The 22515-nt window shown below is 33.8% G+C and carries 25 protein-coding genes; 10 read left to right on the forward strand and 15 right to left on the reverse strand.

The window, feature by feature from the left end; translation table 11 throughout:
- Positions 1 to 30: 30 nt before the first annotated feature.
- From ACUN0F_RS25285 to ACUN0F_RS25315, 7 genes are all read right to left on the reverse strand, one after another.
- Positions 31 to 747, reverse strand: coding sequence for a hypothetical protein (locus tag ACUN0F_RS25285; RefSeq protein WP_098110576.1), 717 nt, complete (start codon positions 745 to 747; stop codon positions 31 to 33).
- Positions 748 to 774: 27 nt separating this feature from the next.
- Positions 775 to 2133 (reverse strand): transglycosylase, encoded by a 1359-nt coding sequence (locus tag ACUN0F_RS25290; protein ID WP_340436984.1) that lies wholly within the window; start codon positions 2131 to 2133, stop codon positions 775 to 777.
- 29 nt (positions 2134 to 2162) lie between these two features.
- Positions 2163 to 3806 carry a flagellar motor switch protein gene (locus ACUN0F_RS25295; protein ID WP_340436982.1) on the reverse strand — a complete coding sequence of 548 codons (1644 nt, stop codon included), beginning with the start codon at positions 3804 to 3806 and terminating at the stop codon, positions 2163 to 2165.
- Between the two features lie 173 nt (positions 3807 to 3979).
- Positions 3980 to 5983: a chemotaxis protein CheW gene (locus tag ACUN0F_RS25300; protein ID WP_445540387.1), complete on the reverse strand. Its 2004-nt coding sequence runs from the start codon at positions 5981 to 5983 to the stop codon at positions 3980 to 3982.
- Positions 5984 to 6112: 129 nt separating this feature from the next.
- Positions 6113 to 6481 (reverse strand): response regulator, encoded by a 369-nt coding sequence (locus ACUN0F_RS25305; protein WP_000940570.1) that lies wholly within the window; start codon positions 6479 to 6481, stop codon positions 6113 to 6115.
- A gap of 150 nt (positions 6482 to 6631) precedes the next feature.
- Positions 6632 to 7309, reverse strand: coding sequence for an OmpA family protein (locus ACUN0F_RS25310; RefSeq protein WP_000977943.1), 678 nt, complete (start codon positions 7307 to 7309; stop codon positions 6632 to 6634).
- Positions 7310 to 7331: 22 nt separating this feature from the next.
- Complete coding sequence (locus ACUN0F_RS25315) at positions 7332 to 8165, reverse strand: flagellar motor protein MotP (protein WP_098134026.1); 834 nt, start codon at positions 8163 to 8165, stop codon at positions 7332 to 7334.
- Between the two features lie 172 nt (positions 8166 to 8337).
- On the opposite strand from ACUN0F_RS25315, the gene ACUN0F_RS25320 reads away from it, so the two are divergent.
- Positions 8338 to 8940 carry an HD domain-containing protein gene (locus ACUN0F_RS25320; RefSeq protein WP_064476552.1) on the forward strand — a complete coding sequence of 201 codons (603 nt, stop codon included), beginning with the start codon at positions 8338 to 8340 and terminating at the stop codon, positions 8938 to 8940.
- 25 nt (positions 8941 to 8965) lie between these two features.
- Here ACUN0F_RS25320 and hfq read toward each other — a convergent pair whose 3' ends face one another.
- Both hfq and ACUN0F_RS25330 read right to left on the reverse strand, forming a co-directional pair.
- On the reverse strand, positions 8966 to 9154 hold the full coding sequence (gene hfq / locus ACUN0F_RS25325; RefSeq protein ID WP_087985600.1) for an RNA chaperone Hfq: 189 nt from the start codon (positions 9152 to 9154) through the stop codon (positions 8966 to 8968).
- A 54-nt stretch (positions 9155 to 9208) separates the two neighbouring features.
- On the reverse strand, positions 9209 to 9427 hold the full coding sequence (locus ACUN0F_RS25330) for an aspartyl-phosphate phosphatase Spo0E family protein (protein ID WP_002096752.1): 219 nt from the start codon (positions 9425 to 9427) through the stop codon (positions 9209 to 9211).
- Positions 9428 to 9666: 239 nt separating this feature from the next.
- Here ACUN0F_RS25330 and ACUN0F_RS25335 point away from each other — a divergent pair, with 239 nt between their 5' ends.
- The 6 genes from ACUN0F_RS25335 (at position 9667) to ACUN0F_RS25360 (ending at position 14312) form a co-directional block, all read left to right on the forward strand.
- Positions 9667 to 9786 (forward strand): YjcZ family sporulation protein, encoded by a 120-nt coding sequence (locus tag ACUN0F_RS25335; RefSeq protein ID WP_000120183.1) that lies wholly within the window; start codon positions 9667 to 9669, stop codon positions 9784 to 9786.
- Between the two features lie 165 nt (positions 9787 to 9951).
- Positions 9952 to 10419, forward strand: coding sequence for a VOC family protein (locus tag ACUN0F_RS25340; RefSeq protein WP_000589719.1), 468 nt, complete (start codon positions 9952 to 9954; stop codon positions 10417 to 10419).
- 7 nt (positions 10420 to 10426) lie between these two features.
- Complete coding sequence (locus ACUN0F_RS25345) at positions 10427 to 11641, forward strand: MFS transporter (protein ID WP_445540388.1); 1215 nt, start codon at positions 10427 to 10429, stop codon at positions 11639 to 11641.
- A 128-nt stretch (positions 11642 to 11769) separates the two neighbouring features.
- Positions 11770 to 12219, forward strand: a complete 450-nt coding sequence (locus ACUN0F_RS25350) for an ArsR/SmtB family transcription factor (protein WP_000459087.1) — start codon at positions 11770 to 11772, stop codon at positions 12217 to 12219.
- A 19-nt stretch (positions 12220 to 12238) separates the two neighbouring features.
- Complete coding sequence (locus tag ACUN0F_RS25355) at positions 12239 to 13459, forward strand: MFS transporter (protein WP_445540389.1); 1221 nt, start codon at positions 12239 to 12241, stop codon at positions 13457 to 13459.
- A gap of 127 nt (positions 13460 to 13586) precedes the next feature.
- A complete protein-coding gene (locus tag ACUN0F_RS25360) occupies positions 13587 to 14312 on the forward strand; it encodes a sulfite exporter TauE/SafE family protein (RefSeq protein ID WP_445540390.1) in 726 nt (241 codons plus the stop codon).
- Between the two features lie 150 nt (positions 14313 to 14462).
- Here the strand turns inward: ACUN0F_RS25360 and ACUN0F_RS25365 are convergent, their stop codons facing one another.
- From ACUN0F_RS25365 to ACUN0F_RS25375, 3 genes are all read right to left on the reverse strand, one after another.
- The gene (locus ACUN0F_RS25365) at positions 14463 to 15074 is read right to left on the reverse strand and encodes a hypothetical protein (RefSeq protein WP_000361344.1); all 612 of its coding nucleotides are present in this window, start codon (positions 15072 to 15074) and stop codon (positions 14463 to 14465) included.
- Position 15075: 1 nt separating this feature from the next.
- Positions 15076 to 15621 (reverse strand): sigma-70 family RNA polymerase sigma factor, encoded by a 546-nt coding sequence (locus ACUN0F_RS25370; RefSeq protein WP_445540391.1) that lies wholly within the window; start codon positions 15619 to 15621, stop codon positions 15076 to 15078.
- Positions 15622 to 15807: 186 nt separating this feature from the next.
- Positions 15808 to 16392: a type 1 glutamine amidotransferase family protein gene (locus ACUN0F_RS25375; protein WP_046955177.1), complete on the reverse strand. Its 585-nt coding sequence runs from the start codon at positions 16390 to 16392 to the stop codon at positions 15808 to 15810.
- Positions 16393 to 16578: 186 nt separating this feature from the next.
- Here ACUN0F_RS25375 and ACUN0F_RS25380 point away from each other — a divergent pair, with 186 nt between their 5' ends.
- A complete protein-coding gene (locus tag ACUN0F_RS25380) occupies positions 16579 to 18039 on the forward strand; it encodes an IS1182-like element ISBcy1 family transposase (RefSeq protein WP_445539017.1) in 1461 nt (486 codons plus the stop codon).
- Between the two features lie 133 nt (positions 18040 to 18172).
- Here the strand turns inward: ACUN0F_RS25380 and nfsA are convergent, their stop codons facing one another.
- Positions 18173 to 18907: an oxygen-insensitive NADPH nitroreductase gene (gene nfsA, locus ACUN0F_RS25385; protein ID WP_001002402.1), complete on the reverse strand. Its 735-nt coding sequence runs from the start codon at positions 18905 to 18907 to the stop codon at positions 18173 to 18175.
- A gap of 146 nt (positions 18908 to 19053) precedes the next feature.
- Here nfsA and ACUN0F_RS25390 point away from each other — a divergent pair.
- Positions 19054 to 20408 (forward strand): IS3 family transposase gene (locus ACUN0F_RS25390; protein WP_445539060.1). Its coding sequence is split into 2 segments (ribosomal slippage): positions 19054 to 19507 and positions 19507 to 20408, totalling 1356 coding nucleotides; the frame shifts between segments, so codons are not numbered across the junction.
- 222 nt (positions 20409 to 20630) lie between these two features.
- On the opposite strand, the gene ACUN0F_RS25395 is transcribed toward ACUN0F_RS25390, so the two are convergent.
- Together ACUN0F_RS25395 and ACUN0F_RS25400 are read right to left on the reverse strand one after the other, a co-directional pair.
- A complete protein-coding gene (locus ACUN0F_RS25395; RefSeq protein WP_000678049.1) occupies positions 20631 to 20948 on the reverse strand; it encodes a DUF4870 domain-containing protein in 318 nt (105 codons plus the stop codon).
- 148 nt (positions 20949 to 21096) lie between these two features.
- Positions 21097 to 21675 carry a YdcF family protein gene (locus tag ACUN0F_RS25400; RefSeq protein ID WP_000727383.1) on the reverse strand — a complete coding sequence of 193 codons (579 nt, stop codon included), beginning with the start codon at positions 21673 to 21675 and terminating at the stop codon, positions 21097 to 21099.
- A 160-nt stretch (positions 21676 to 21835) separates the two neighbouring features.
- Between ACUN0F_RS25400 and ACUN0F_RS25405 the strand changes: the two genes are divergently transcribed.
- The gene (locus tag ACUN0F_RS25405; protein ID WP_445540392.1) at positions 21836 to 22501 is read left to right on the forward strand and encodes a DUF421 domain-containing protein; all 666 of its coding nucleotides are present in this window, start codon (positions 21836 to 21838) and stop codon (positions 22499 to 22501) included.
- The last annotated feature ends 14 nt before the right edge of the window (positions 22502 to 22515 follow it).

Raw genomic sequence — 22515 nt, forward strand, 5'->3', positions numbered from 1 at the left:
AGGTCGTCACAATGTAAAGTGACGACCTTTTTATATAACTCGAATTAAAATAATAGCAACAATCCATACAAAGAGAAAAAGAAATGTCATAGACCATTTATGTTCTTGCATCGTGTGTTTCAGGGCCTGTGATAATTGTGTCATATTCATTTCTGCGAGCGCTCTCCATACACTTACATCCCGCTCTTTAGCAGTGCGATCTGTAACGCTAATTAAAATAGTTTCGTTAGACAATTTCGTTATGTAAGCAGTAATAACCGTTACCATTAAATTTATATTTCCTTCTGAAGAATCACTTTCCACTCTAGAAATGAGTGCACTTACATCTAATAACGGAATATGTACCTTTCTACCAAATGATAGTTGTACTTCTGCGAAATCATACGTTCCATCTAACAAAGGAAGTTCTTTTATATGCGCCTGCTTAACAAGCCCTTGTAAACTTCTCATTACTTGTTCAAATACTTTTTCTGTTTGCTTCCCTTCTCCAGACAACGTATGCAACTTTTTAAAGAGTTGTAACACTGTATCCATCTCTTTAGAAAGCATTTCCTTCATAACCTTTCCATCACCTAAACTCGCAAGTAAAATTCCTATTTCATTATTTTTCGAAATAATCTTAGACTGTCCAGTAAACACTAGATTACTATGCTTTCGTTCTTTCTGGATTTCATGTTCCGAAATAGCTGCAGGCTGTTTTAATGGTTGTAGCGTCTTATTTTCAATTGTCGTACGTTTAATCTCCATCTAAGCGCCTCCACTACGGTGAAATAATTAGCCCCATTCTTTATTACTCTTTAAAACTAAAAACAGTACGAATAAACCTGACATAATAGCAAACACATTAGAAGCTTGTACTCCTTGTTCGCTACTGTCTTCTTTTTTCTTTTGCGGTTCTTCTATTTGTTCTTTCTTTTTCGAAACGACTCCATTGTCATTTCTACTTTTGTTCTCTTTTTGAGCCTTTCCATCACTTACTTCCTTATGATTTCCCAACGGCTCTTTTATAAAGTAAGTAATTCCTTCTTTCTCTTTCAGCGGCTCTTTTATAAAATCGTTTATTTTCTCTTCTTGCTTCGGAATTTGAACAACTGGCGGTTTTTCTTCCAGGAGCGGAATCTCTATTTTTGAGTCTTCCTGCTTCTCTGGTTCTTTCTCAGGTTCTTCCTTATCTTCTAATTTATCTTCATTCTCTCGTTCTTCTACCTTTTTATTATCTTCTGGTTTTTGCTCCAAAATAGAAACGATATACTCACTTTCTTCAACCAGTCTATTGCCGGCCGCATCCACTATCTCTACAAGTATTTCGTATGTCCCGATTGGTAACGCATCCGTTATTTCAAATACTTTTTGCCAATCCATGTCGCGCTTATTGTAATCTAATAAAAATGTAATCTCTTTATTTTCTTTCCCTTTTAATGTAACACGAACCTCTTTCACAACTGATTCTACGTCTGTCGCCTTCACTCGCACACGTATAGAATCGCCTTGTTTCCGTTCAATTAGCTTCTCTTTCGCCTCGTCAACAGTAACTTTATGCAACTTCGGCAGTTCTTTATCTATTGTTGGCGTGTCATTATTTATACGAATAAATGGGACTTTCACTTCATTTTCTATAAGCTCTTCTTTCTCAGTTTCTTTAGAACTTTGAATGAGCTTAAGATTCCAATCACCTTGCAAATCAAAAGTTTCGACCTTGTAGTTAGCAATCCATCGCTTCGTTTCCTCATCATACTTAAACGATAGCATTCTTTCTTGTTCATACCGATCGCCGTTTTTTGGCAAGCGCAAAATACCTTTTATACTTTGAACATTTTGCTCTTTCGGCTCTACAATAACCCGCACTTCTTCGCCAACTTTTAATTCCGACTTATTTACTGTAATAATCCCTTGATCTGTCTCTATCTTTTTTTCGACCTCTTGTTCATTTGCTACTTCTTGTTGTTGCTCTTTACCTTGATTCACTTCCACTTGCTCTGGCTGCTCTTGAACTTCTTTGTTTTCTTCTTGTACATTCATTTCATTTAATTTTTGATCTGGCTCAATTTGTTCTTCCGCCTGACTTTGCAGTGGGAAGAACAAACACACATTTATGAATAACCAGCTCATTAGAAAAAACTTTACGTTTTTCATCTACTAACTCAAACTCCTATTTCAACGACTTATAGCGATTTCGTCACTTTTACTCCGAAGAATCCATCTACATTTACAAGTTCACCATACGCCACCAATACATCATTTACATAAATACGAATTGGTTCGTCAATATCCTCATCTAGTACAACCGCTTCATTCTCTTGTAAACTTAAAATATCTTGAATTGTTTTCACTGTGCTTCCAAATACAAATTTCACATTCATTTCTACATTTTGTAAGATGGATGTATCCATGTATACTGGTTCCATTTGTTTTACTTCTTTAAATTCAATAGGTTGCACAACAGGTTCTACAATTTTTTCTTCTTCAATTTCTACCGTAACAATTTCTTCTTCCTCTTCCACCATTGGATATAGAAGTCTTCTTACCATTTCTTTCGCTTCTGAAATCGGTAAAATTTGATACATTTTCGATTGAAGCAGGTCGCCAATTTCAAGGTTGAACGTAATTTGGACGAGTTCGTCCACTTTCATTGACTCTCCCAAATATTCCATTTCTTCTTTTAACGTTACGAATTTAACATTTGGTGGTGTCATGTCCATTTTTTCTTGAAACATTTCTGACATCGCCGTCGCAGCATGCCCCATCATTTGGTTCATGATTTCTTTAATACCGCTCAGTTCTAATTCACTAAGCTCCTTCTCTGGATCAACTTCCCCTGTTCCCATCATCATTAAATCTACCATTGTTAAAGCGACATCTTTCGTAAATACGAATACATTCTCATTCTTTAGCCCTTCAACAAAATCAACATTTAAAATAACAAACGGGACTGGTACTCCGTCATAATGACGAACATTGATTGATTCTACATTGGGCGTACTAATTGTAACTGGCTGATTTAATAGTGTTGACAATACTGTTGAAGCTGAACCAATTGAAATATTTGCAATTTCACCAAGGACATCTTTCTCTTCTTGTGTTAAATGCTCTTTTTCAACTTGTTCTTCTACAATCTCAGTTTCCACTATTTCTGCTGGCTCATCTTTTTCTTCTACTCCACCAGATAATTGCATTAATTTATTTACCATTCGTTTCGCATGTTCAACTGAAACAATTTGCACAAGTTTAGAGTTTACAAGATTATCTATCTTTAAATCAAACGATACTTTAACAATCGTTTGATTCCCATCAATCTCAGAAATTTTCTCCATTTCTTCTGATAACTTTACAACTTTAATTGTCGGCGGAGACATATCTACTGTATCTTGAAAGAATTCTGACATAGATGTAGCTGCGAACCCCATCATTTGATTCATCGCTTCTTGTACAGCACTTAGCTCTAATTCACCAAGTTCTTTTCCGTCTTCCACTTCACCTGTTCCCATCATCATTAAATCAGCAATGGATAATGCAACATCTTGCTTAAGGACAAGAAGGTTTTCCATATCTAATCCTTTTGTAAAATGAATGTTTAATACAACGTGTGGAACTTCGACGTCGCTTGAATCATATAAATCTACCAATTCTATGCGAGGAGCAGTAATACTTACTTGCCTATTTAAGATTGTTGATAATACAGTCGAAGCTGAACCAAATGATATATTTGCAATTTCGCCAAGAATATCACATTCTTGAGGCGTTAAATGCTCATTTTCTTTTTCTAGCACAATTGTGCTCGTATCCCCTTTTGTGTGTTGCTCAGGCATTTTCTCTGCCTCCTCATTTCTGTTTTTCTATCAAATGATATAAACTCTCATTTTATTTTAACAAACTTATTATATAAAACGTTAATATGTATTTATTCCCATTTTTAGATTAGTAACGATTAACCAAAAAGCTCCCCAATTGTATACAAGTGGGGAGCTTTCCTTCATTCCTATTATAAACCTTCTGGGTTTAAAATGAGGACCACTCGTCCATCACCGAGAATTGTCGCACCAGAGAAATAATTAGAACTCTCTGCAAAGAAGTCACCTAATGACTTTAAGACTATTTCTCTTTGACCGATAATTGTGTTTACAATAAGTCCATAGCTGCGATGTGTATTACGAACAATTAACACAGGAACCATTTGACCATCATATGACGCAAACGCCTCATCTACTGTTTTCTCACCAAATACAGTACTTAAATGCTTCACTTCAATAATTTGATTACGGTAATTTAACACATCTTTTCCTTGTAAGGATTGGATGTCTTCTTTTTTAATCCGAATTGCTTCAACAATATTGCCAAGAGGGAAAGCATAACGTTTATCATTTGTTTGAACAAGCATAGATTGAATAATGGACAACGTTAATGGCAGTTCAATTCTAAATGTACTACCTTTCCCTTCTTCAGAATCAATAATTAAGTGTCCACCTAAACTATGGATCGTATGTTTCACTACATCTAATCCAACGCCACGCCCAGAAAGGTCTGATACAACTTCAGCTGTACTAAATCCTGGTTGGAAAATCAAATCAAATACTTCACGGTCCGTTAATTTATTTGCCTCAGATTCTGTTACAACACCATTTTTAATCGCTTTTTCTAATACTTTCCCTTTATGAATTCCATTTCCATCATCCGTAATTTGAATAACGACATGATTTCCACTATGGAACGCTTCTAATTTAATCGTACCTGTCTCATTTTTTCCTGCATCACGACGTTGTTCAACAGTTTCAACCCCATGATCAATTGCATTACGAATTAAATGGACGAGTGGATCACCGATTTCATCAATAACAATTTTATCAACTTCGGTGTCTTCACCTGTAATTTGTAAATCGATTTTCTTTCCTAAATCTTTCGCTAACATACGTACCATACGCGGGAAACGATTGAAAACAGTCTCTATCGGTACCATACGCATATTTAATAGTACATTTTGAATATCTTTTGAAATATCACCTAATCGATTTAAATGCTCAATTAATTCCTTGTTTTGAATTGCTTGTGCCAATTCATCTATACGACCACGCTCAATTACACTTTCTTCAAACATGTTCATTAATCTTTCAATTTTTTCTAATTGAACACGTATGGAACGATTTTCCACTTTACCATTTTTCGTTTTTGCAGCGCTTTTAGCAGGTGTAGCATTAGCAGATTGCTTCGATACTTCTTTAGTTGATTCCACATGAGTAGCCGCTTGTAAACCTTCCTGCATAGCTTCTTGTGTACCCAATTCTTTCGAGACTACTTCTTTTAATGTATGTCCTTGCTTCACTTCTACTTTCTCAATTTCAGAAACATGAAGCACTACTTGTTTTAATTCTTCTTCACTTTGATCAGTATCCATAAATACTGTGAACTCAAAACCGAAAGCATCTGCTTCAATTTCTTCAATACTTGGAACTGTTTTTTGTACATTACCTACATTTTGCAGTGCTTCAATACACATAATTGCACGTACTGCTTTTAAAATAGCATGTTGCTCAACAGTTATATGCACTTCACGCGAAACTGCATCATCATTATTTATAGGTTCTTGCTCAATATATTCCGCAGGAGTTTCTACATTGCCATTCAATAATGCTTCTAATTTCTGCTTAGTTGTAATTACATCAATATTGCCCATTCCGCCTTGTTGCACATCTGCAACCATCTTCTCTAAATTATCAATGCACTCAAAAATCACATCAATAATCTCTGCATTTACAACTATATTCCCATGACGAATTTCATCTAAAACGTTTTCCATTTTATGCGTTAAATCCGCCATTTCCGTAAATTCCATACTCGCTGACATACCTTTAAATGTATGGGCTGAGCGGAATATTTCTCCCACAACATCCATATCAGTGGGATTTTGTTCTAAAGTTAGCACATTTTCATTTAGCGATTGTAAATGTTCTTCTGATTCCTCAAAAAATATATTTAATAGATCTGTTTGCATTTTCATCCCCTACCTGTCTAACAAACATTTCATTTATGTATAACAATTTAGTGTTTTAAAGCAAGAAAAAAGGGGGCCACACGCATATCCGCTATCAATGTTTTGATTCCTTGTGGCACCCCTTCTATATTAGCTGTTTGCTACTTTTGTTAAAGCTTCAATTACTCGATCCGCTTGGAACGGCTTTACAATAAAGTCTTTTGCTCCACCCTTAATTGCATCTAATACCATACCTTGTTGTCCCATTGCAGAACAAATAACAACTTTTGCACTTGAATCAATTTTAATAATTTCTTTTAACGCTTCAAGTCCGTCCATTTCTGGCATAGTAATATCTAATGTTACAATATCCGGTTGAAGTTCTTTAAACTTCTGAATTGCTTCTACTCCATTCTCTGCTTCACCAATAATTTCAAATTCAGAATTACTTTTTAATAAGTTTTTAATCATCGTTCGCATGAACATCGCATCGTCTACAACTAAAATTTTATGTGCCATTCTTTTTAATTCTCTCCTTCTATGTATAAATATATCTTAATATTTCACCTTATCATTCTCACTCATTATACAAAATAAAATGATAAAATTTAATATTTTTTTAAAAGAATTTTCGTATTTTCATTATTTTATTATTAAAATGATAATATACTATTCTTTTATGTAAATGACAACGCGACGGTTTTTCTCCCAATTTTGCGGTGAATCATTTGGTACAACTGGCTTTGTGTCTGCATACCCTACCGCAGCTAGTCTTTTATCATCCACATTATACACTTCGATTAAGTGGTGAATCATATTTGCTGCTCTTGCTGAAGACAGCTCCCAGTTAGAAGGGAATTTGTCATTATGAATAGGTCTACTATCTGTATGCCCTTCAACAACAATCGGATTTGGTACTGATTGGAAAAACCCAACTAATTGACTTATTATCTCTTTCGCTTCCGGTTTAACGTTCGCGTCACCCGTATCAAATATTAAATTATCTACTATAACGACGCTTACTCCTGTATCCTCACGATATACATTCACTTGACTAATACCGTTATTATCTACATATGCTTTTAATTTCTTATATAATTCATCCATTCTTTTTTTCGAGACCATTTTTTCATCATTTTTTTCATGCGAAATATCTGGTATTGTATTTTCCATTACTTTCGCATCTACTTGCTCCACGTCACTAAACTTTTCAAGCATCTTTGACAATTTTACTGCATCCTGCTTTGATGTAGCAACTAGTAATACAAAGAAAGTTAATAATAACATCGTTAAATCTGTAAAAGTCGTCATCCAACGAGGCGATCCCTTTTGCGGTCGTTTCATCATAACCATACCACTCCTTGAAATATTAGGCTGCTCGTTTTACTTTTTTTACCTTTGTTTCGTATACATATGTATCGAGTTTCAACTTTAATTTAGAAGGAATTTGACCGCGATATAATTCTGAAATCGCTTCAATAACAAACTTCTTCTCTGTATATAAATCTTCAATACCACGATACACCTTTTCAGCAAGAGGGATTGCAATCATATTTGCAAGTACTGATCCATACAATGTCGTTAACATCGCAACTGCCATCCCTGTACCAATTTGCGATGTGTCTTGCAAGTTTTGAAGCATAATGATAAGACCAATTAAAGTCCCTATCATGCCCCAAGCTGGAGCGAAATCACCAATTTTATCTAATAATGTCGCTCCCTTTCTTAGCTCATACACTTCCGTTTCAACATCTTTCATTAACACTTCTTTTAATTCCTCTTCATCATAACCACTTAACATGAGTTGAATTCCTTTTTGAATAAAAGGATTGTCTACTTGCTCTCCATCAACTTCTAAAGAAAGTAGGCCGTGTTTTTTAGACTTTTTCGAAAAATCAACAAATAGATCCGTTAACTGTTCTAAATTTTCTTCTTTTCTATGTAAAACAGTAAAAATGCTTTTCGTATATTTTTTTATTTCTCCAAATCGATATGCCACAACAATTGTCGCTGTAGTTCCCCCTATGACAATTAAAATAGATGAAATATCTAAAAAGTTTTTAAAAGCTTTTATTCCGCCGCCGCCAATCATAATTGCCGCTATCACTATAGCAAAACCTACTATAATGCCGACTGGGCTAGAAATGTCAAACTTCCTTTTTCTTCTTTGTGGTCTAGCAAATCCTTGATTTTCTTCTCCCATATTCCTGCCCTTTCCTTTTCATTTTTATAAAACATTTTTTTATTTTAATAATGCGTTTTCACATATAATAAGTATTATACGCTTATCATCTGTTTATCGCAATATACTCATAAAATTGACACATTTCATTTCCATATTAGAATTATAGTATGGAAATATGAGGAGGATCACGATGGAACATAACATTTTACAAGTCATTGCACTAGCAGAAAAATTAAAATATGAAATGCGACATAGCTGGCTTTCTAACGGACGTCAAGAAAGTGTTGCTGAACATACGTGGCGCATGTCTCTAATGGCCATTTTAGTTGAGCCTTATTTAGATCAAAAAGTAAATATTGAAAAATTACTTAAAATGGTTATTATTCACGACCTAGTCGAAGCTGAAGCTGGTGATATTCCTGCTTTTGATACAATGAATAGTCATGAATTACAATTACAAAAACAAATAAATGAGCAAGAAGCCATTTTAAATATTAAACGAACATTAAAAGGTTCTCTCGGTGAGGAATTATATGATTTATGGATGGAGTTTGAAGCGAAAGAAACGTACGAGGCAAAAGTAGCTAACGCACTTGATAAGCTTGAGGTGAAAATTCAGCATAACGAAGCTGATATTGATACGTGGCTACCCATTGAGCATAAAATGACATTCCAAGTAGCAAAGCATACAAACTTTGATTCTTTCCTATCTAAATTACAAAAAATGATTGAACAAGATGGCGAAAAGAAATTACTAGCTGCTGGCATTGATGTGGAAGCTTGCAAACGATAATGAAAAGACACTCAATATGAGTGTCTTATTTTATTATCGTTGATATAGCCTGCTTGTATATAAGCTGTTGTTTTCCATCAACTAACATTAAAACGGTAAATTTGTCTATCGCAACAACTTCTCCTACTATTCTAACGCCACTCTTTAAAAAAATTGTAACAATACCTTTTTCTTCTTTTATTTGTTTATATAACTCTTCTTGTAAATGTTCCAAATACTTTTCTCTCCTTTTTTACAAAATATCTTAATATAAAAAACTGCAAATTATTTATTTGTGTACTTTATCTTTTACATTCATAAACTTATTAATAAGTATATCTAAATCTCGGCTAAATAACAAAACTTTATCATGATCCAATCCGTGTCTAGCAACAAGTTGGATTAGCTCTTTCTTTTTGTTTTCTATTTTATTGTGTAATTTTCCCATCTCCATCTCTTTACTAAAACTCCCTTTTCCCATAATATTACTTGTAAAATTATAGTACAAATCCTCTCATAAAAAAATATAAAAATGGTTTTTTTTACAATTTTTATATTTTTTTATGAACAAATTGCAAAATATATAATGATTTCTTCACATACCCCTAGCACAATATACAATCAAAATAACCATACAGGCGTTTGTCTAATTACAAAAGAGACTGGCTCCTTTTCCATACAAAAAACATACTGTATATAGTAGTCCATGAATTATATAGATTAACTTACTCAAAAGGAGGAAAACATATGAGCTATGGTGGAAGTTGCTCTGGTTTCGGCGGTGGATTTGCTTTGCTTATCGTACTATTCATCCTTCTAATCATCATCGGATGTAGCTGCTGGGGTGGCGGCGGATACGGATACTAATATATCCTATCCTTAACAAATGAAAGAAAAACTATACGAAAACAGCTCATATTCGAGCTGTTTTTTCATACTTTCGTATGAAGTGATATCCCTCTTTTTTGTGATTTCAACTAATAAAAAAACGTTTACTATGAAATAAGAAATGTTTTACTAAGGAGGATTACAATGATTAAAGGTCTTTACGAAGCACACTTACCTGTCAGTAACTTAGAGATATCAATATCTTTTTATGAATCACTTGGACTGAAATTATATAAAAGAGGAGATGATATTGCTTTCTTTTGGATTAAAGAAAACGAAAGTTGGCTCGGTCTTTGGGAAGGCACAGAATACAAAGTTAATTATCATCCCTCTTTACGACACATCGCCTTTCAAGTAAGCTTACATGATTTAGAAAATGCAATACACTGGCTAAACCAAAAAGGAATTTCAGCAAGAAAAGATTTTGGAATGGAACCAATTGAGCCGATTGTTTTTCCAGAATTAGCACATGCCGCCGTATACTTTAATGATCCTGACGGAAATAGTTTAGAATTGATCGCACAATTACCTGTTGGACTTCCTACAGCGGAGAAAGTGTATTTAAGCGAGTGGAAAAAACAAGTTCAAGCATCGTCATTACATAAGGATTAATCTTTTTATGTCAGTTTCTTATTCCGCACTTCTTAAAACAAATAGTAACTTCAAAAAACTATTTTACGGTCAAACATTAAGTGTACTTGGAGATTGGTTTCATACTGTAGCTTTAGTAACATTCGTCTATAGCATAACGGAATCTTCGTTTATGATTGCACTCACTTTTATAAGTAAAGGTTTACCACAGCTACTTCTTAGCCCCTTTATAGGCGGAGTTGTAGATCGTTTTTCTAAAAAGAAGATTCTGGTTTTTACCGATTTTTTACGAGGCATGATCGTCCTCACTTACTTATTTGCATTATATAAAATTGAGATTATTTTCATTTCTAACATATGTTTATCCGTACTTTCTTGTTTATTTGAACCAGCTAAACAAGCAACCTTAAAAAATATCGTACACCAAAATCATTTCGTAACTGCTAACTCTCTTTCTAGTACAATTAATGGTTTTATGTCTATTATGGGGGCTTCTCTAGGCGGGATAATTGTACAATCTTTACATATTGAGTTCGCTTTTTTAGTAAATAGCCTGTCATACTTTATTTCAGCCTATTTTATTTATACTATGAATGTCCCTTCTCATGATACTTGTAACAAGAAAAAAGCATTTTTTACTGATATAAAAGATGGTTACACATACATATTACAAACAAAAATCATTTTAACGTTAATTCTTGTCGGCATTTCATGGGGTATTATTGGAGGCGCTTATCAGCTACTTCTAACAATCTATGCCGAAAAGATTTTCCACACCAACATTGGAATTTTATATACGATTCAAGGGGCTGGGCTTATGATTGGGAGCCTCCTCGTTAACCTTTATATATCTAAAAATGAAGAAAAAATGAAAAAAGTATTCGGTTGGGCCTATTTCCTACAAGGAATTTTCTTTCTCGGATTCATGTTGTCCGATCAACTTATTATCGGTATCATTACATTGCTCTGTATGCGCATAGCAGGAGGAATTATCGTTCCACTTGATACGACATTACTTCAAACTTATACGAATGAAAATATGATGGGTAAAGTTTTTTCATTCCATTATTCCATTTACGGATCACTTATTCAGTTATCCATGTTTTTTACAGGAGCGCTTTTAGAAATTCTTTCTCCGCAAATTATTGGTCGCCTATTAGCTCTATGCTGTATTTTTGTTAGTTTTATATGGCTTTACCTGTTTTATCGCGGGAAACTGAGTGAAGAATCTACTAACACTTAATAGCATGTTTATGTACATGCTATTTTTATTTATGTCGAAATATAAAGGAAAAAGGCGATTTATTTTCCTTACGTTCTAATTTTTTAGAATGTACAATAAATTTAGATCATAAGAAAGGAGATATCATAATGTTTGACGATAGACTTACTATTTCAGCTGAGCAGCAGAAGCTCATTTCTAATGCAACTCGCATTCAAATTCTTCACCTTTTAAAAGACGAGGCACTCACTGCAAAACAAGTAGCTACTAAACTAAATAAATCTGCTGGTAGCGTTCATTATCACGTTCAAATTTTATATGATGGAGGGTTACTTGAATTAGTAGACACGAAAGAAAAACGAGGAATTATTGAAAAATATTACAAGGCAAAATCTGCTCATTTCTATATTGAAGAAAGCGGCACAGAAGGAACGAATACAGGCAGTCATATTGTATCTCATTTATTTTTAACTCCAGAGGAATTACAACAGCTTACTTGGGAAGTTACACAAGTTTTATTACGCTGGGAAAACAAAACCGCTCGTCAATCAAACTCCGAAGAGGAATACGCTATTTCCTGCAGGATTAAAAAACAATGAAAGAAAGGTCCAACTGCTTATGAAAAATAAATTATTATTATTGTCGGGAACAGGAATTTCTCGTTTAGGTGATTTTATGTATCTCATCGCCCTAAACTTAATGGTGTTAAATAGCACAAACTCCCCTGCTGCTGTAGCAGGATTATGGATTGTTGGTCCAATTGCGACCGTTGTTACAAAAATATGGTCTGGTAGCATAGTAGATCGATTAAACAAACGGTCCATTATGCTCATCACAGATATAATTCGGGCAGCTCTCATTGGCTGTATTCCACTATTTGATTCTATTTGGGCCATTTATATTTTTATCTTTTTAACTCGCATCGCTACATCATTTTTCGATCCAGCTTCATTTACTTATAAAACAATGCTCATACGAGCTGAAGAACGCGCTCAATTTAACGCTTGGAATAGCTTATTTACAAACGGGGCTTTTATTATCGGTCCAGCCCTTGCTGGAATACTTCTCACCACGTACTCAGCAGCCTTTGTTATTTACTGCAATTCTCTTTCCTTTCTACTTTCTACTATTCTCATTTACTTCTTGCCAAACATTACATTACAAACAAAACAAAACGAAGAAGTTGCAAATACTTTCGTACAAACATTACGAAGTGATTGGAAACAAGTTTTTTCATTCGCTCGAACTGAAACTTACATTATTCTCATATTCGTTTTATTTCAAGCTACTATGCTTGTCTCTATGGCACTCGATTCACAAGAAGTTGTTTTCACAAGACAAGTACTGTTTTTATCCGATATAGAATATAGCATGCTTGTTAGTATAACTGGTGCTGCGTACGTTTTCGGTTCATTTCTTGTCTCTCTCTTTGCCAAACGATTACCAATTCAATATTGTATCGGATTAGGTATGATTTTCACAGCAATCGGCTATGTAATTTTCGCCTTTTCAAATTCATTTATAATCGCAGCAAGCGGTTTCATTTTACTTGGCATTTCTTCATCATTTGCTGGTACTGGCTTTATCACATTTTATCAAAATAACATCCCTGTACATATGATGGGACGTATTGATAGCGTGTTTGATTCCATAAAAAATTTCATCCAAATCTTTTTCATTTTAGCAATTGGAGCGTCTGCTCAATTTCTTTCCGTTCAAATCACTGTAATAAGCAGCTCATTACTCATTCTTTTCCTTTCCTGTTTATTAGCAATCCGTGTAATGACGCCTTCACGAGAAAAATATTTTAAAGCTACAGGATCGTCATTAGAATACTAACTGCAACATAAAAAGCGGATATTTAGCCGCTTTTTTCCCGTATTAAAGGACAGTATGCCCCCCCACTGATTAAAGTTTCACTTTATGTTAAAATATGTATTGGATCTGATTATGTAGGAGGGCAATTTTGGAGATTATATTCATTTTCATATGTATTATATTAGTAGCTTCTATTTTACAGACAAGTACAGGTTTTGGCTTTTCTATTATGGCAACACCTTTCTTACTCATGTTATTTCTACCACAAGAAGCTATACAAATAAATATCATTTTATCATTAATTATTTCCATATCACTCATTTGGAAAATAAGAATGGACATTGATTTTATTCTACTGAAAAGATTAATATTCGGAAGTATAGCTGGTGTTCCTTTTGGTATTTTAATTTTCACTTCCATTAACATCAACACTTTTAAATTAGCAATTAGCATCCTGCTCTTACTATTAACGTTGATGCTAATATGTAACTTTAAAATTCAATCAACAAAATCTAGAGATTTCTTAGTGGGTGGATTATCCGGTCTTTTAACGACAAGTATCGGTATGCCAGGACCACCCCTGTTACTTTACTTTACAGGAACTGATACGAAAAAAGAGAAGTTAAGAGCAACTACTTTAGCTTTTTATCTATTTATATATTTCATTAGTCTACTAACTCAAATACTCTTTACTGGCACAAACAAAACAATTTGGCAATCAAGTTTTTATGCTGTCCCTATCGTATTTCTGGGTTTGTATATAGGCCAAATTATTTTCAAATGGCTTAATCAACGGATTTTCAAAATATTTACGTATATCCTTTTGAGTTGCACGGGTATGTATCTTCTTATTGAAAGTTTAAATTTGTTGTAAATAAGTTTTTCAAGATAAAGATACTTTATATATTATTACGTGCGGTGGAGTACTTTACATCATAACTAAAAAACATATTTTAGAGATACAAAATCATAAATAAAATACTAACGAAACGATAAAAAGCGGCTATTATGCCGCTTTTTATTTTCACATTAAATATTTTAAAACTAGAAGCCCACCTATCGCTATTACAAACACATTGAAAAAAATCATCCAACGTTTTTCAAATTCTTTATATCTCTCTTCTTTCACTCCACATTGTTTTAGCTTTTCAATTAAAATTGTTAATTCTTGATTATACTCTTTACTTCCTAATTGTATATAATTGTTATTTATTTTAATTCCATATACATTTTTCATTTTTTTATGTTGCGAAACTGCTTGAATTGAGTTTATTAGTACATTGTATTCATTCAACTTTTTAAAATAACAATCTAACGCTATAATTTGTAACCTTGTATTAGTTAAAACAATGTAATAATAAAAAGTAGCACCTGCCGTGAATATATTCGGTATAACTTTAGAATTAACAACTCCTCCTTCTTCCACTAATATTTCACACTCGATTTCTTCTCCTTCTTGCAACTCTTTCCGAACTGATTCTTCCAACATTTGCATCGTTAATTTCTTTAATAATTCCCCGTTTTTTACATAATACTTATCTATATGTATAGACTCATTCGCTTCTTTCTCTAAACGTGCAATTTCTTCCTCTGAATATTGGAGTTCATTTAACATAGATAATAATCTTTTATCCATATTACACACTCCCTTTCCACAGTTTTTGAATTTTTTTCTTCCCACGAGAAATTCGATTGTATATATAATCCGCCGTTACTTTTAATTCTTTCGCAATATCGTCAATAGAATATCCATCAATATACCTCTTTAAAAAGATATATCGATCTTTCTTATTTAAATCTTGAACTATTTCCATAATCTCTTCTTCTTGTTCTATTTCATACCTATCATGGACACTTGTATCTATTTCTACGTCTTTATCGATTGTATTCTCTTTATATACTTTCTTTTTATATTCCAATGCCTTTAATTTAGTAATACCAATCATCCAAGATTTTAAGTTTCCCTTTTCTGTATCAAATTGGTCGATATGAAACCAAATGACAGTAAATACATCGTTATAACAATCATCCACATATTGTTTTTCAATAGGGGTACTTAATGATTTATGAATAATGTACAAAATTAATTTTCCATATTGATCAATCACTTCTTTCAAAGCATCTTGATCATGTTTTTTCATAGCTATAATTAAATCCTCTTCAGAATTGAAAATCATAAGCATCTTCCTTCCTCAGTTCCCCTTTAGCAGCTGCTTTTACTTACTATTGGCAGTTCATTCTCATTTTCTATCACTTTTGTAAAAAATTATTAATTTTTATTTCTATGTATATAATAGCAAATAAAATACATAAGTTCAGAAAGTGGAATCTACATTCTGAACTTATGTATTAACAATCAAACTATTCACTTATACTAACGTTTCATCACAAAGCTCTGTTACATTTTTAAAGTATTGCAAGTTCTCCTTCACTTCAGCTTCGTTAAATAAATTGAGCTGCTTCATTATTTCAGCAGCAAATTCCACGTACGCAGATCCTACCGCGGTTATGATTTTCCCATCAACGGTTACATCTTTATTTTGTTTATATTCCCATTCATGTAAATGCGCTAATTGTTTTTCATCTGGTGTTAATGATGTTGAGAATTTCTTCTTATTAAGCACGCCTGCTGCATGTAGTAAAGCTGTTCCTGCACAAATACCCGCTATCCATTTATTCTGCTTATGTAATTCATTCACGATCGATAACAATTGTTCATTTTCTAAATGATCAAAAATATGTCCTCCTGGTACAATAAACACTTCATAATCTGCTACTTCAACATGCTCGATAGAGACATGTGGTTGACATAAAAAACCGCCTTCTCCTGTAACTGTTTTTCCGTCTACCGATGCTGTTATTATTTCGAATTCCTTACTTATTAAAAATAAACTCGCTATATTCACTTCAAATTCTGCAAATCCATCGAATAAAAAGATTAAAGCTTTTTTCATATTATCTCCTCCCCCCTATACTTATTCGAAGACAATCATCTTTCTCCTCCAAAAAAGGCAGACCTGCATGCGAGGGCACTGAAAAAGTCCTTATAGTTTAAAAAGCGAAAGCTTCCTCGATGAAATCGAGGAAGCTTTCGCTTTTTTCATGTATAATAACTATACTAATTCTAGGTGGTGTCTCGGATGATTTCTAATCAACAATCTCTTAACCTCAGTCCATTTATGGCGATTTACGATATCGTTGTACCAAAGGATAATATGCTTCGTCAATTTAATGAACTGGTAGACTTTTCTTTTGTTTTAGAAGAACTACAAGATAAATATTGTCTCGATAACGGTCGCAATGCAGTGCCGCCTGTTCGTATGTTTAAATATTTATTACTAAAATCTATTTTTGATTTATCAGATGTAGATGTTGTGGAACGCTCAAAATACGATATGTCCTTTAAATATTTCTTAGATATGGCACCAGAAGATATGGTCATTGACCCTAGTTCATTAACGAAGTTCCGCAAGCTTCGTCTGACAGATGTAGGGTTACTTGACATGCTCATTCAAAAAACAGTGGAAATTGCACTCGAAAAAAACTTGATTAAAAATAAATCTATTATTGTTGATGCCACACATACAAAAGCACGCTTCAATCAAAAATCGCCGAAAGAATTTGTAATGGAGAAATCCAAATTACTCCGCAAAGCTGTTTATCAAGTTGACGAAGGAATGAAGGGAAAGTTCCCACCAAAAACAATGACAGATGACTTAAGTGACGAACTTGAATATTGTCAAAAAGTAATTGAAACAGTAGAAAAAGAGGAAATCATTCGTGAATATCCAAATGTGAAAGAGAAACTGAATTATTTAAAAGAAATCGTAGAAGATCACCAAGAACACCTCCAATTTTCGCAAGATCCTGATGCGCGAATTGGACATAAAACAGCGGATTCTTCTTTCTTTGGTTATAAAACACATATTGCGATGAATGAAGAACGCATCATTACAGCTGCGGTGATTACAACGGGTGAAAAAAGCGATGGAAAATACCTTCAAACATTGATTGAAAAAAGTCGTGAAACAGGGATGGAAATTGATACAGTTATTGGAGATACTGCTTATTCTGAGAAAAATAATATTCAATATGCCAACCAAAATCAATTACAATTAGTATCGAAATTAAACCCTATTGTGACACAAGGGCCACGTAAAAAAGAAGATGAATTTGAGTTTAATAAAGATGCGGGTATGTATGTCTGTAAAGCTGGACATATGGCCGTTCGTAGAGCACGTACGGGTAAAAAGGGAACAAACAATAGTCAAAGTCATACCTACTATTTTGATATTGAAAAATGCAAAGTATGTCCATTCAAAAGTGGGTGTTACAAAGAAGGCGCTAAAAGTAAAACATATTCTGTGACAATTAAATCTACTGAACATAAGGAACAACAAGCATTTCAAGAAAGTGCATATTTTAAAGAAAAGGGGAAAGAACGTTATAAAATTGAAGCGAAAAATAGTGAACTTAAGCATAGACACGGGTATGATGTGGCATCTTCCTCGGGTCTGATTGGTATGCAAATGCAAGGTGCAATGGCTATATTCGCTGTCAATTTAAAACGAATCCTAACCTTGATAAAAGAAACAAAGTAAAAAAGAATAAAGGGAAAGGCGACTTTTCATTCAAAATTGAATGAAAAGTCGCCTTTCTTGTTTTGCATCCGGTTTATAAACCGAAAAACGTAAGTTTTTCAGTGCCCTCCTGCATGCAGGTCTGCCTTTTTACTCATTTCTTATTAAATCCTTTTTCACTTAAAAACTCTTTCATATGCATTCTTTTTTCTTTAGCCATAAACGAACTCATTGATCCCGTCCATGTTACGTTTTTCTTGTTTGCTGATCTTTCTTTGTAATACGAGCTCATCGTTTCATCGTATTCGTTTAATAATTCATCATATTTCTTTTCATCATACCCATTTTCATGAAGAATTGCTGCTACTGGTAAACGCGGTTTCACTCCATGATTTTCATCTGGTACACCAACTGTCATTCCGAATATAGGATATACTTTATCTGGTAAATGAAGCAATTCACTTACTTCCCTCGGATTATTACGAATACCACCAATATAACAAATACCGTATCCTAACGATTCTGCTGCTAACGCTAAGTTTTGCGCGAACAATGAAGCATCTACTGTCGCAACGATAAAGTCTTCTACTCCTTCATGCTTTATTTCTGTACCATGTTGTTCACACGCCATTTCAAGTCGTTTTAAATCTGCACAACAAACAAAGAATGCTGCGCAGTCTTTCACGTGACGATTTCCGGATAGCTCTGCTAGTTTAACCTTTAGGTCTCGATCTGTTACATATATAACAGAATACGCCTGTACAAAATGCGAGGAAGCAGCATGCTGCGCAGCTTGCACCATTCTTTCTACTACATCTTTCGGAATTGATTCTTCTTTATATTTACGAACTGAAACGTGTTGCTCCATTTTATGTATGATCTCATTCATGAAAAACACTCCTTTTTTCTCTTCCTAATGAAAAATTAACATATCTTTTCCAATATTCACAACTTATAAGCACAAAAAGAGCAATTCTTTTTGAACTGCACCCCAATTGTTAGACACAGTCTAACAATTGGAGGTGCAGTTTTTCTATGGCTAAATTTACAGCTGATGAAAAAATACAAATCGTTCTACGTTATTTGAACGGAAATGAAAGTTATCGAGAAATGGGTAGAGCGATCGGTATAAGTGGCACAATCATTTTGAATTGGGTAAACCAATATAAGCAAAATGGTGTGGAAGCTTTTCTAAAACGATGTACAAATTACACACAACAATTTAAACTAGACGTACTAAACTTTATGATTGAAAACGGTATGTCCTTATTTGAGACGGCAGCTATCTTTAACATTCCTGCCCCTTCAACGATTTCTGTTTGGAAAAAACAACTGGAAACACAAGGAATTGATGCCCTTCAATCTAAGAAAAAGGGGCGTTTATCCATGAAAAAAGATTCAAATAAACAATTAAAACAAGCTTTAGCTGAAGGGTCAGTCGAAGCACTTGAAGCACGTATTAAACAGCTTGAAATGGAAAATGAGTACTTAAAAAAGTTGAATGCCTTAGTTCAAAACAAGGAAAAATCACAAAACAAGATAAAGCGCAAGTAGTCTATGAATTAAGGCATAAATATTTGGTGAAGGCACTCGTGGAGCTAGCTGGTATTCCACGAAGCACGTATTATGATTTAGTAAAAAAAATGAATCGCCCAGATGTAGACGCCGATTTGAAAGCGGAGATTAAAGCGATTTATGAGGAGAATGAAGGTCGTTATGGTTACCGTCGCATTCGTGATGAATTAACGAATCGTGGTCAGAAAGTGAATCACAAGAAGGTGCAACGCATTATGAAAGAGCTTGGCTTAAAGTGCGTTGTGCGCATGAAGAAATATAAATCTTATAAGGGGAAAGTCGGTAAAATTGCACCCAATATTTTAGAGCGTAATTTTTATGCAGATGCACCGAATCAAAAATGGGTAACAGACATCACAGAGTTTAAATTGTTTGGAGAAAAACTGTATGTATCACCTGTATTAGATTTGTATAATGGTGAAATTATTACCTATACAATTAGTTCTAGACCGACGTATTCGCTTGTTTCAGAGATGTTAGAGAAAGCATTAGAACGTTTACCTGAAAACCACCAGCTATTGATGCATTCGGATCAAGGATGGCATTATCAAATGAGACAGTACGTCCGTACACTTGAATCAAGAGCTATCGTACAGAGTATGTCTCGAAAAGGAAACTGTTACGACAACGCAGTAATAGAGAATTTCTTTGGGATTATGAAGTCGGAGTTCCTCTATATAAAAGAATTTGAATGTATTGAGCATTTTAAAATAGAATTAGAAAAATATATAGATTATTATAATACGAAACGGATTAAGGCAAAATTAAAAATGAGCCCGGTACAATACCGGACTCATTTTGATCAAGCTGCCTAATGAAATAACCGTGTCTAATTTTTAGGGGTCACTTCATTTTGAACTGCTCTTTTTTAAAACGTCTATTAGTACGGCAAATGAAATTATATCGACGATTATTTAAATATATCGACGATTCCTTGCACTATATCAACGATTTTTCGAATATATCGACGATTCGACAAGTGATATCGACTTACCGACAAATAACGACAAATTCACTCCGAATTATTTCTTGTCTTATTACGCTGTTTTCAAAACTTTAATACCTTTTACGATATTCCAAATGAAGTAGTAAATTCCTACAAGAATGAACACTGCATATGTGATCATCATTCCAATTCCAGCACCATCGGATTGATTGAAGCTTAAACCATATATGCCGGATACTGCTAATCCACCAAATAAAACCGCATACGGGAAAATATGTGACCAAAATGCTTTTTTCGCGTGGTATTTCACTTCATCCTCCGCAACGAAGTACACGATAATTGGCAGTAAAAATGGTGCAAAAAAGATACTAAAGTAACATAACGAAGATAAAATATTATTTCCTTTCATCCGATTCACCTCTAAATAGTTTTTGTTACCTTCATTATGTCAGGAAACCATTCTAGAAACTATCGCTTTACCTTTCACGAACGTGACATATTTGTAAGATTTTCCTCAAATTAAATCCCGCCTGAAATTTCAGACGGGATCGCTTTCACTATATTCGATTCATAAACCAATATTGCGTAATAGCTAAATACTCTCGTATATTCGATGGAATGACAATTCGCTTCGGTGTTTCGGCCGGAAGACCTTCTAATTGTAAACCTTGTTTTGCTGCTATTTTTTTCGCTCTAAACATATGGAAATCGTTTGTTACGATCATTCCTTTTTTCATATTGTCTGGAATTAACGGTTTTGAGAATGTAATATTCTCATCTGTACTCGTTGACTTATCTTCCATTATAATGCGGTCTTCTGCAATTTTTAGTTTCATTAATCCATTTTTCATTGCTAATGCTTCTGAAATATCTTCTCCTTTTCCTTTCCCTCCAGATACTATAGCAATTGTTTTCTCATGTGATTGTAAATACTCAGCTGCTTTATCAATACGATATTGCAATGAGTATGATGGTTTCGTCCCGTTTACTTTCGAGCCTAATACAATTATATAATCAGCATCATAGGCCGCATTCATTTGCCCATGCTTATAAATGTTATATTGTAAAAATCCTGCATAAACGGTGCAAATCATTATAATGCCTATCATATACTTAATTATTTTCTTCTTTTTCATATCCATATTCTCCTATGTTCTTTGCTTCTTTCATGATAATATCCATTTATTTGTTTGTATACAGACAAATTCCAATTCAGTCTAATTTATCCTCTGGAAAGTAATATTTATATTTCTTTCGGGAACAGTAAGTACAACTTTGCACGAAGGAGTGTCCCTATTGCTTCTCTTTTTATGTAACGTATCGTTCTTTTTTATCTTGTTTTTACTATCACTTAAGATGCTCGGTAAATCAGCTTTAGCACAACTAACTCCTCATGATTTTGGTGCTATTATCTTTTTATCTTATTTAGCTTTTCAGGCCATACCTGTCTCTGGTGCTTTGCAAGCTTTTCTCGGTATGGTCGTTATTACATGTTTGCATTTGCTTCTTACAAAATTAAGCTTACTAAACAAACTAAATCGTTTTATTCTCGGGCACCCTATCATTTTAATTAAACATGGTGATATTATTTTTGAAAACTTACAAAAAAGTAGATATCCAATCGCTGAACTACTGTCTAACCTTCGCGTCGCAGGATATCCAATTGTTCACGAAATTGAATATGCTATTTTAGAAGCGAACGGAGCCATTAGCATTTTACCAAAGCGTGAACTTGTACCATTAACTCCAAAAGATTTGAACATAGATGTTACGTATGCTGGATTACCAATTGCCCTTATCGTTGATTCGCAAATTCAATACGATAACTTAAAGTTAATTCATAAGGACGAAAAGTGGTTATATAAAGAATTAAAAGAAAAGGGCATCACTAATATTAAAAGCGTTGCTTTCGCGTCTGTTCAAGAAACAGATGGATCTTTTGCGATTAGTTTAAAAGAGTAAAAAAATCCCCTTAC

This window comes from Bacillus sp. 1A, from assembly GCF_052682215.1.

Bases quoted from the DNA above. Each gene is read 5' to 3' on its own strand.
- ACUN0F_RS25380 (WP_445539017.1), top strand. From the start codon at position 16,579: ATGATTTCTAATCAACAATCTCTTAACCTCAGTCCATTTATGGCGATT.
- ACUN0F_RS25350 (WP_000459087.1), top strand. From the start codon at position 11,770: ATGTTTGACGATAGACTTACTATTTCAGCTGAGCAGCAGAAGCTCATT.
- ACUN0F_RS25400 (WP_000727383.1), bottom strand. From the start codon at position 21,675: ATGAAAAAGAAGAAAATAATTAAGTATATGATAGGCATTATAATGATT.
- ACUN0F_RS25290 (WP_340436984.1), bottom strand. From the start codon at position 2,133: ATGAAAAACGTAAAGTTTTTTCTAATGAGCTGGTTATTCATAAATGTG.
- ACUN0F_RS25285 (WP_098110576.1), bottom strand. From the start codon at position 747: ATGGAGATTAAACGTACGACAATTGAAAATAAGACGCTACAACCATTA.
- ACUN0F_RS25310 (WP_000977943.1), bottom strand. From the start codon at position 7,309: ATGATGAAACGACCGCAAAAGGGATCGCCTCGTTGGATGACGACTTTT.
- nfsA (WP_001002402.1), bottom strand. From the start codon at position 18,907: ATGAATGAGATCATACATAAAATGGAGCAACACGTTTCAGTTCGTAAA.
- ACUN0F_RS25355 (WP_445540389.1), top strand. From the start codon at position 12,239: ATGAAAAATAAATTATTATTATTGTCGGGAACAGGAATTTCTCGTTTA.
- ACUN0F_RS25370 (WP_445540391.1), bottom strand. From the start codon at position 15,621: ATGCTTATGATTTTCAATTCTGAAGAGGATTTAATTATAGCTATGAAA.
- ACUN0F_RS25345 (WP_445540388.1), top strand. From the start codon at position 10,427: ATGTCAGTTTCTTATTCCGCACTTCTTAAAACAAATAGTAACTTCAAA.
- ACUN0F_RS25305 (WP_000940570.1), bottom strand. From the start codon at position 6,481: ATGGCACATAAAATTTTAGTTGTAGACGATGCGATGTTCATGCGAACG.
- ACUN0F_RS25315 (WP_098134026.1), bottom strand. From the start codon at position 8,165: ATGGGAGAAGAAAATCAAGGATTTGCTAGACCACAAAGAAGAAAAAGG.
- ACUN0F_RS25365 (WP_000361344.1), bottom strand. From the start codon at position 15,074: ATGGATAAAAGATTATTATCTATGTTAAATGAACTCCAATATTCAGAG.
- ACUN0F_RS25335 (WP_000120183.1), top strand. From the start codon at position 9,667: ATGAGCTATGGTGGAAGTTGCTCTGGTTTCGGCGGTGGATTTGCTTTG.
- ACUN0F_RS25395 (WP_000678049.1), bottom strand. From the start codon at position 20,948: ATGAAAGGAAATAATATTTTATCTTCGTTATGTTACTTTAGTATCTTT.
- ACUN0F_RS25295 (WP_340436982.1), bottom strand. From the start codon at position 3,806: ATGCCTGAGCAACACACAAAAGGGGATACGAGCACAATTGTGCTAGAA.
- ACUN0F_RS25300 (WP_445540387.1), bottom strand. From the start codon at position 5,983: ATGCAAACAGATCTATTAAATATATTTTTTGAGGAATCAGAAGAACAT.
- ACUN0F_RS25375 (WP_046955177.1), bottom strand. From the start codon at position 16,392: ATGAAAAAAGCTTTAATCTTTTTATTCGATGGATTTGCAGAATTTGAA.
- ACUN0F_RS25320 (WP_064476552.1), top strand. From the start codon at position 8,338: ATGGAACATAACATTTTACAAGTCATTGCACTAGCAGAAAAATTAAAA.
- ACUN0F_RS25340 (WP_000589719.1), top strand. From the start codon at position 9,952: ATGATTAAAGGTCTTTACGAAGCACACTTACCTGTCAGTAACTTAGAG.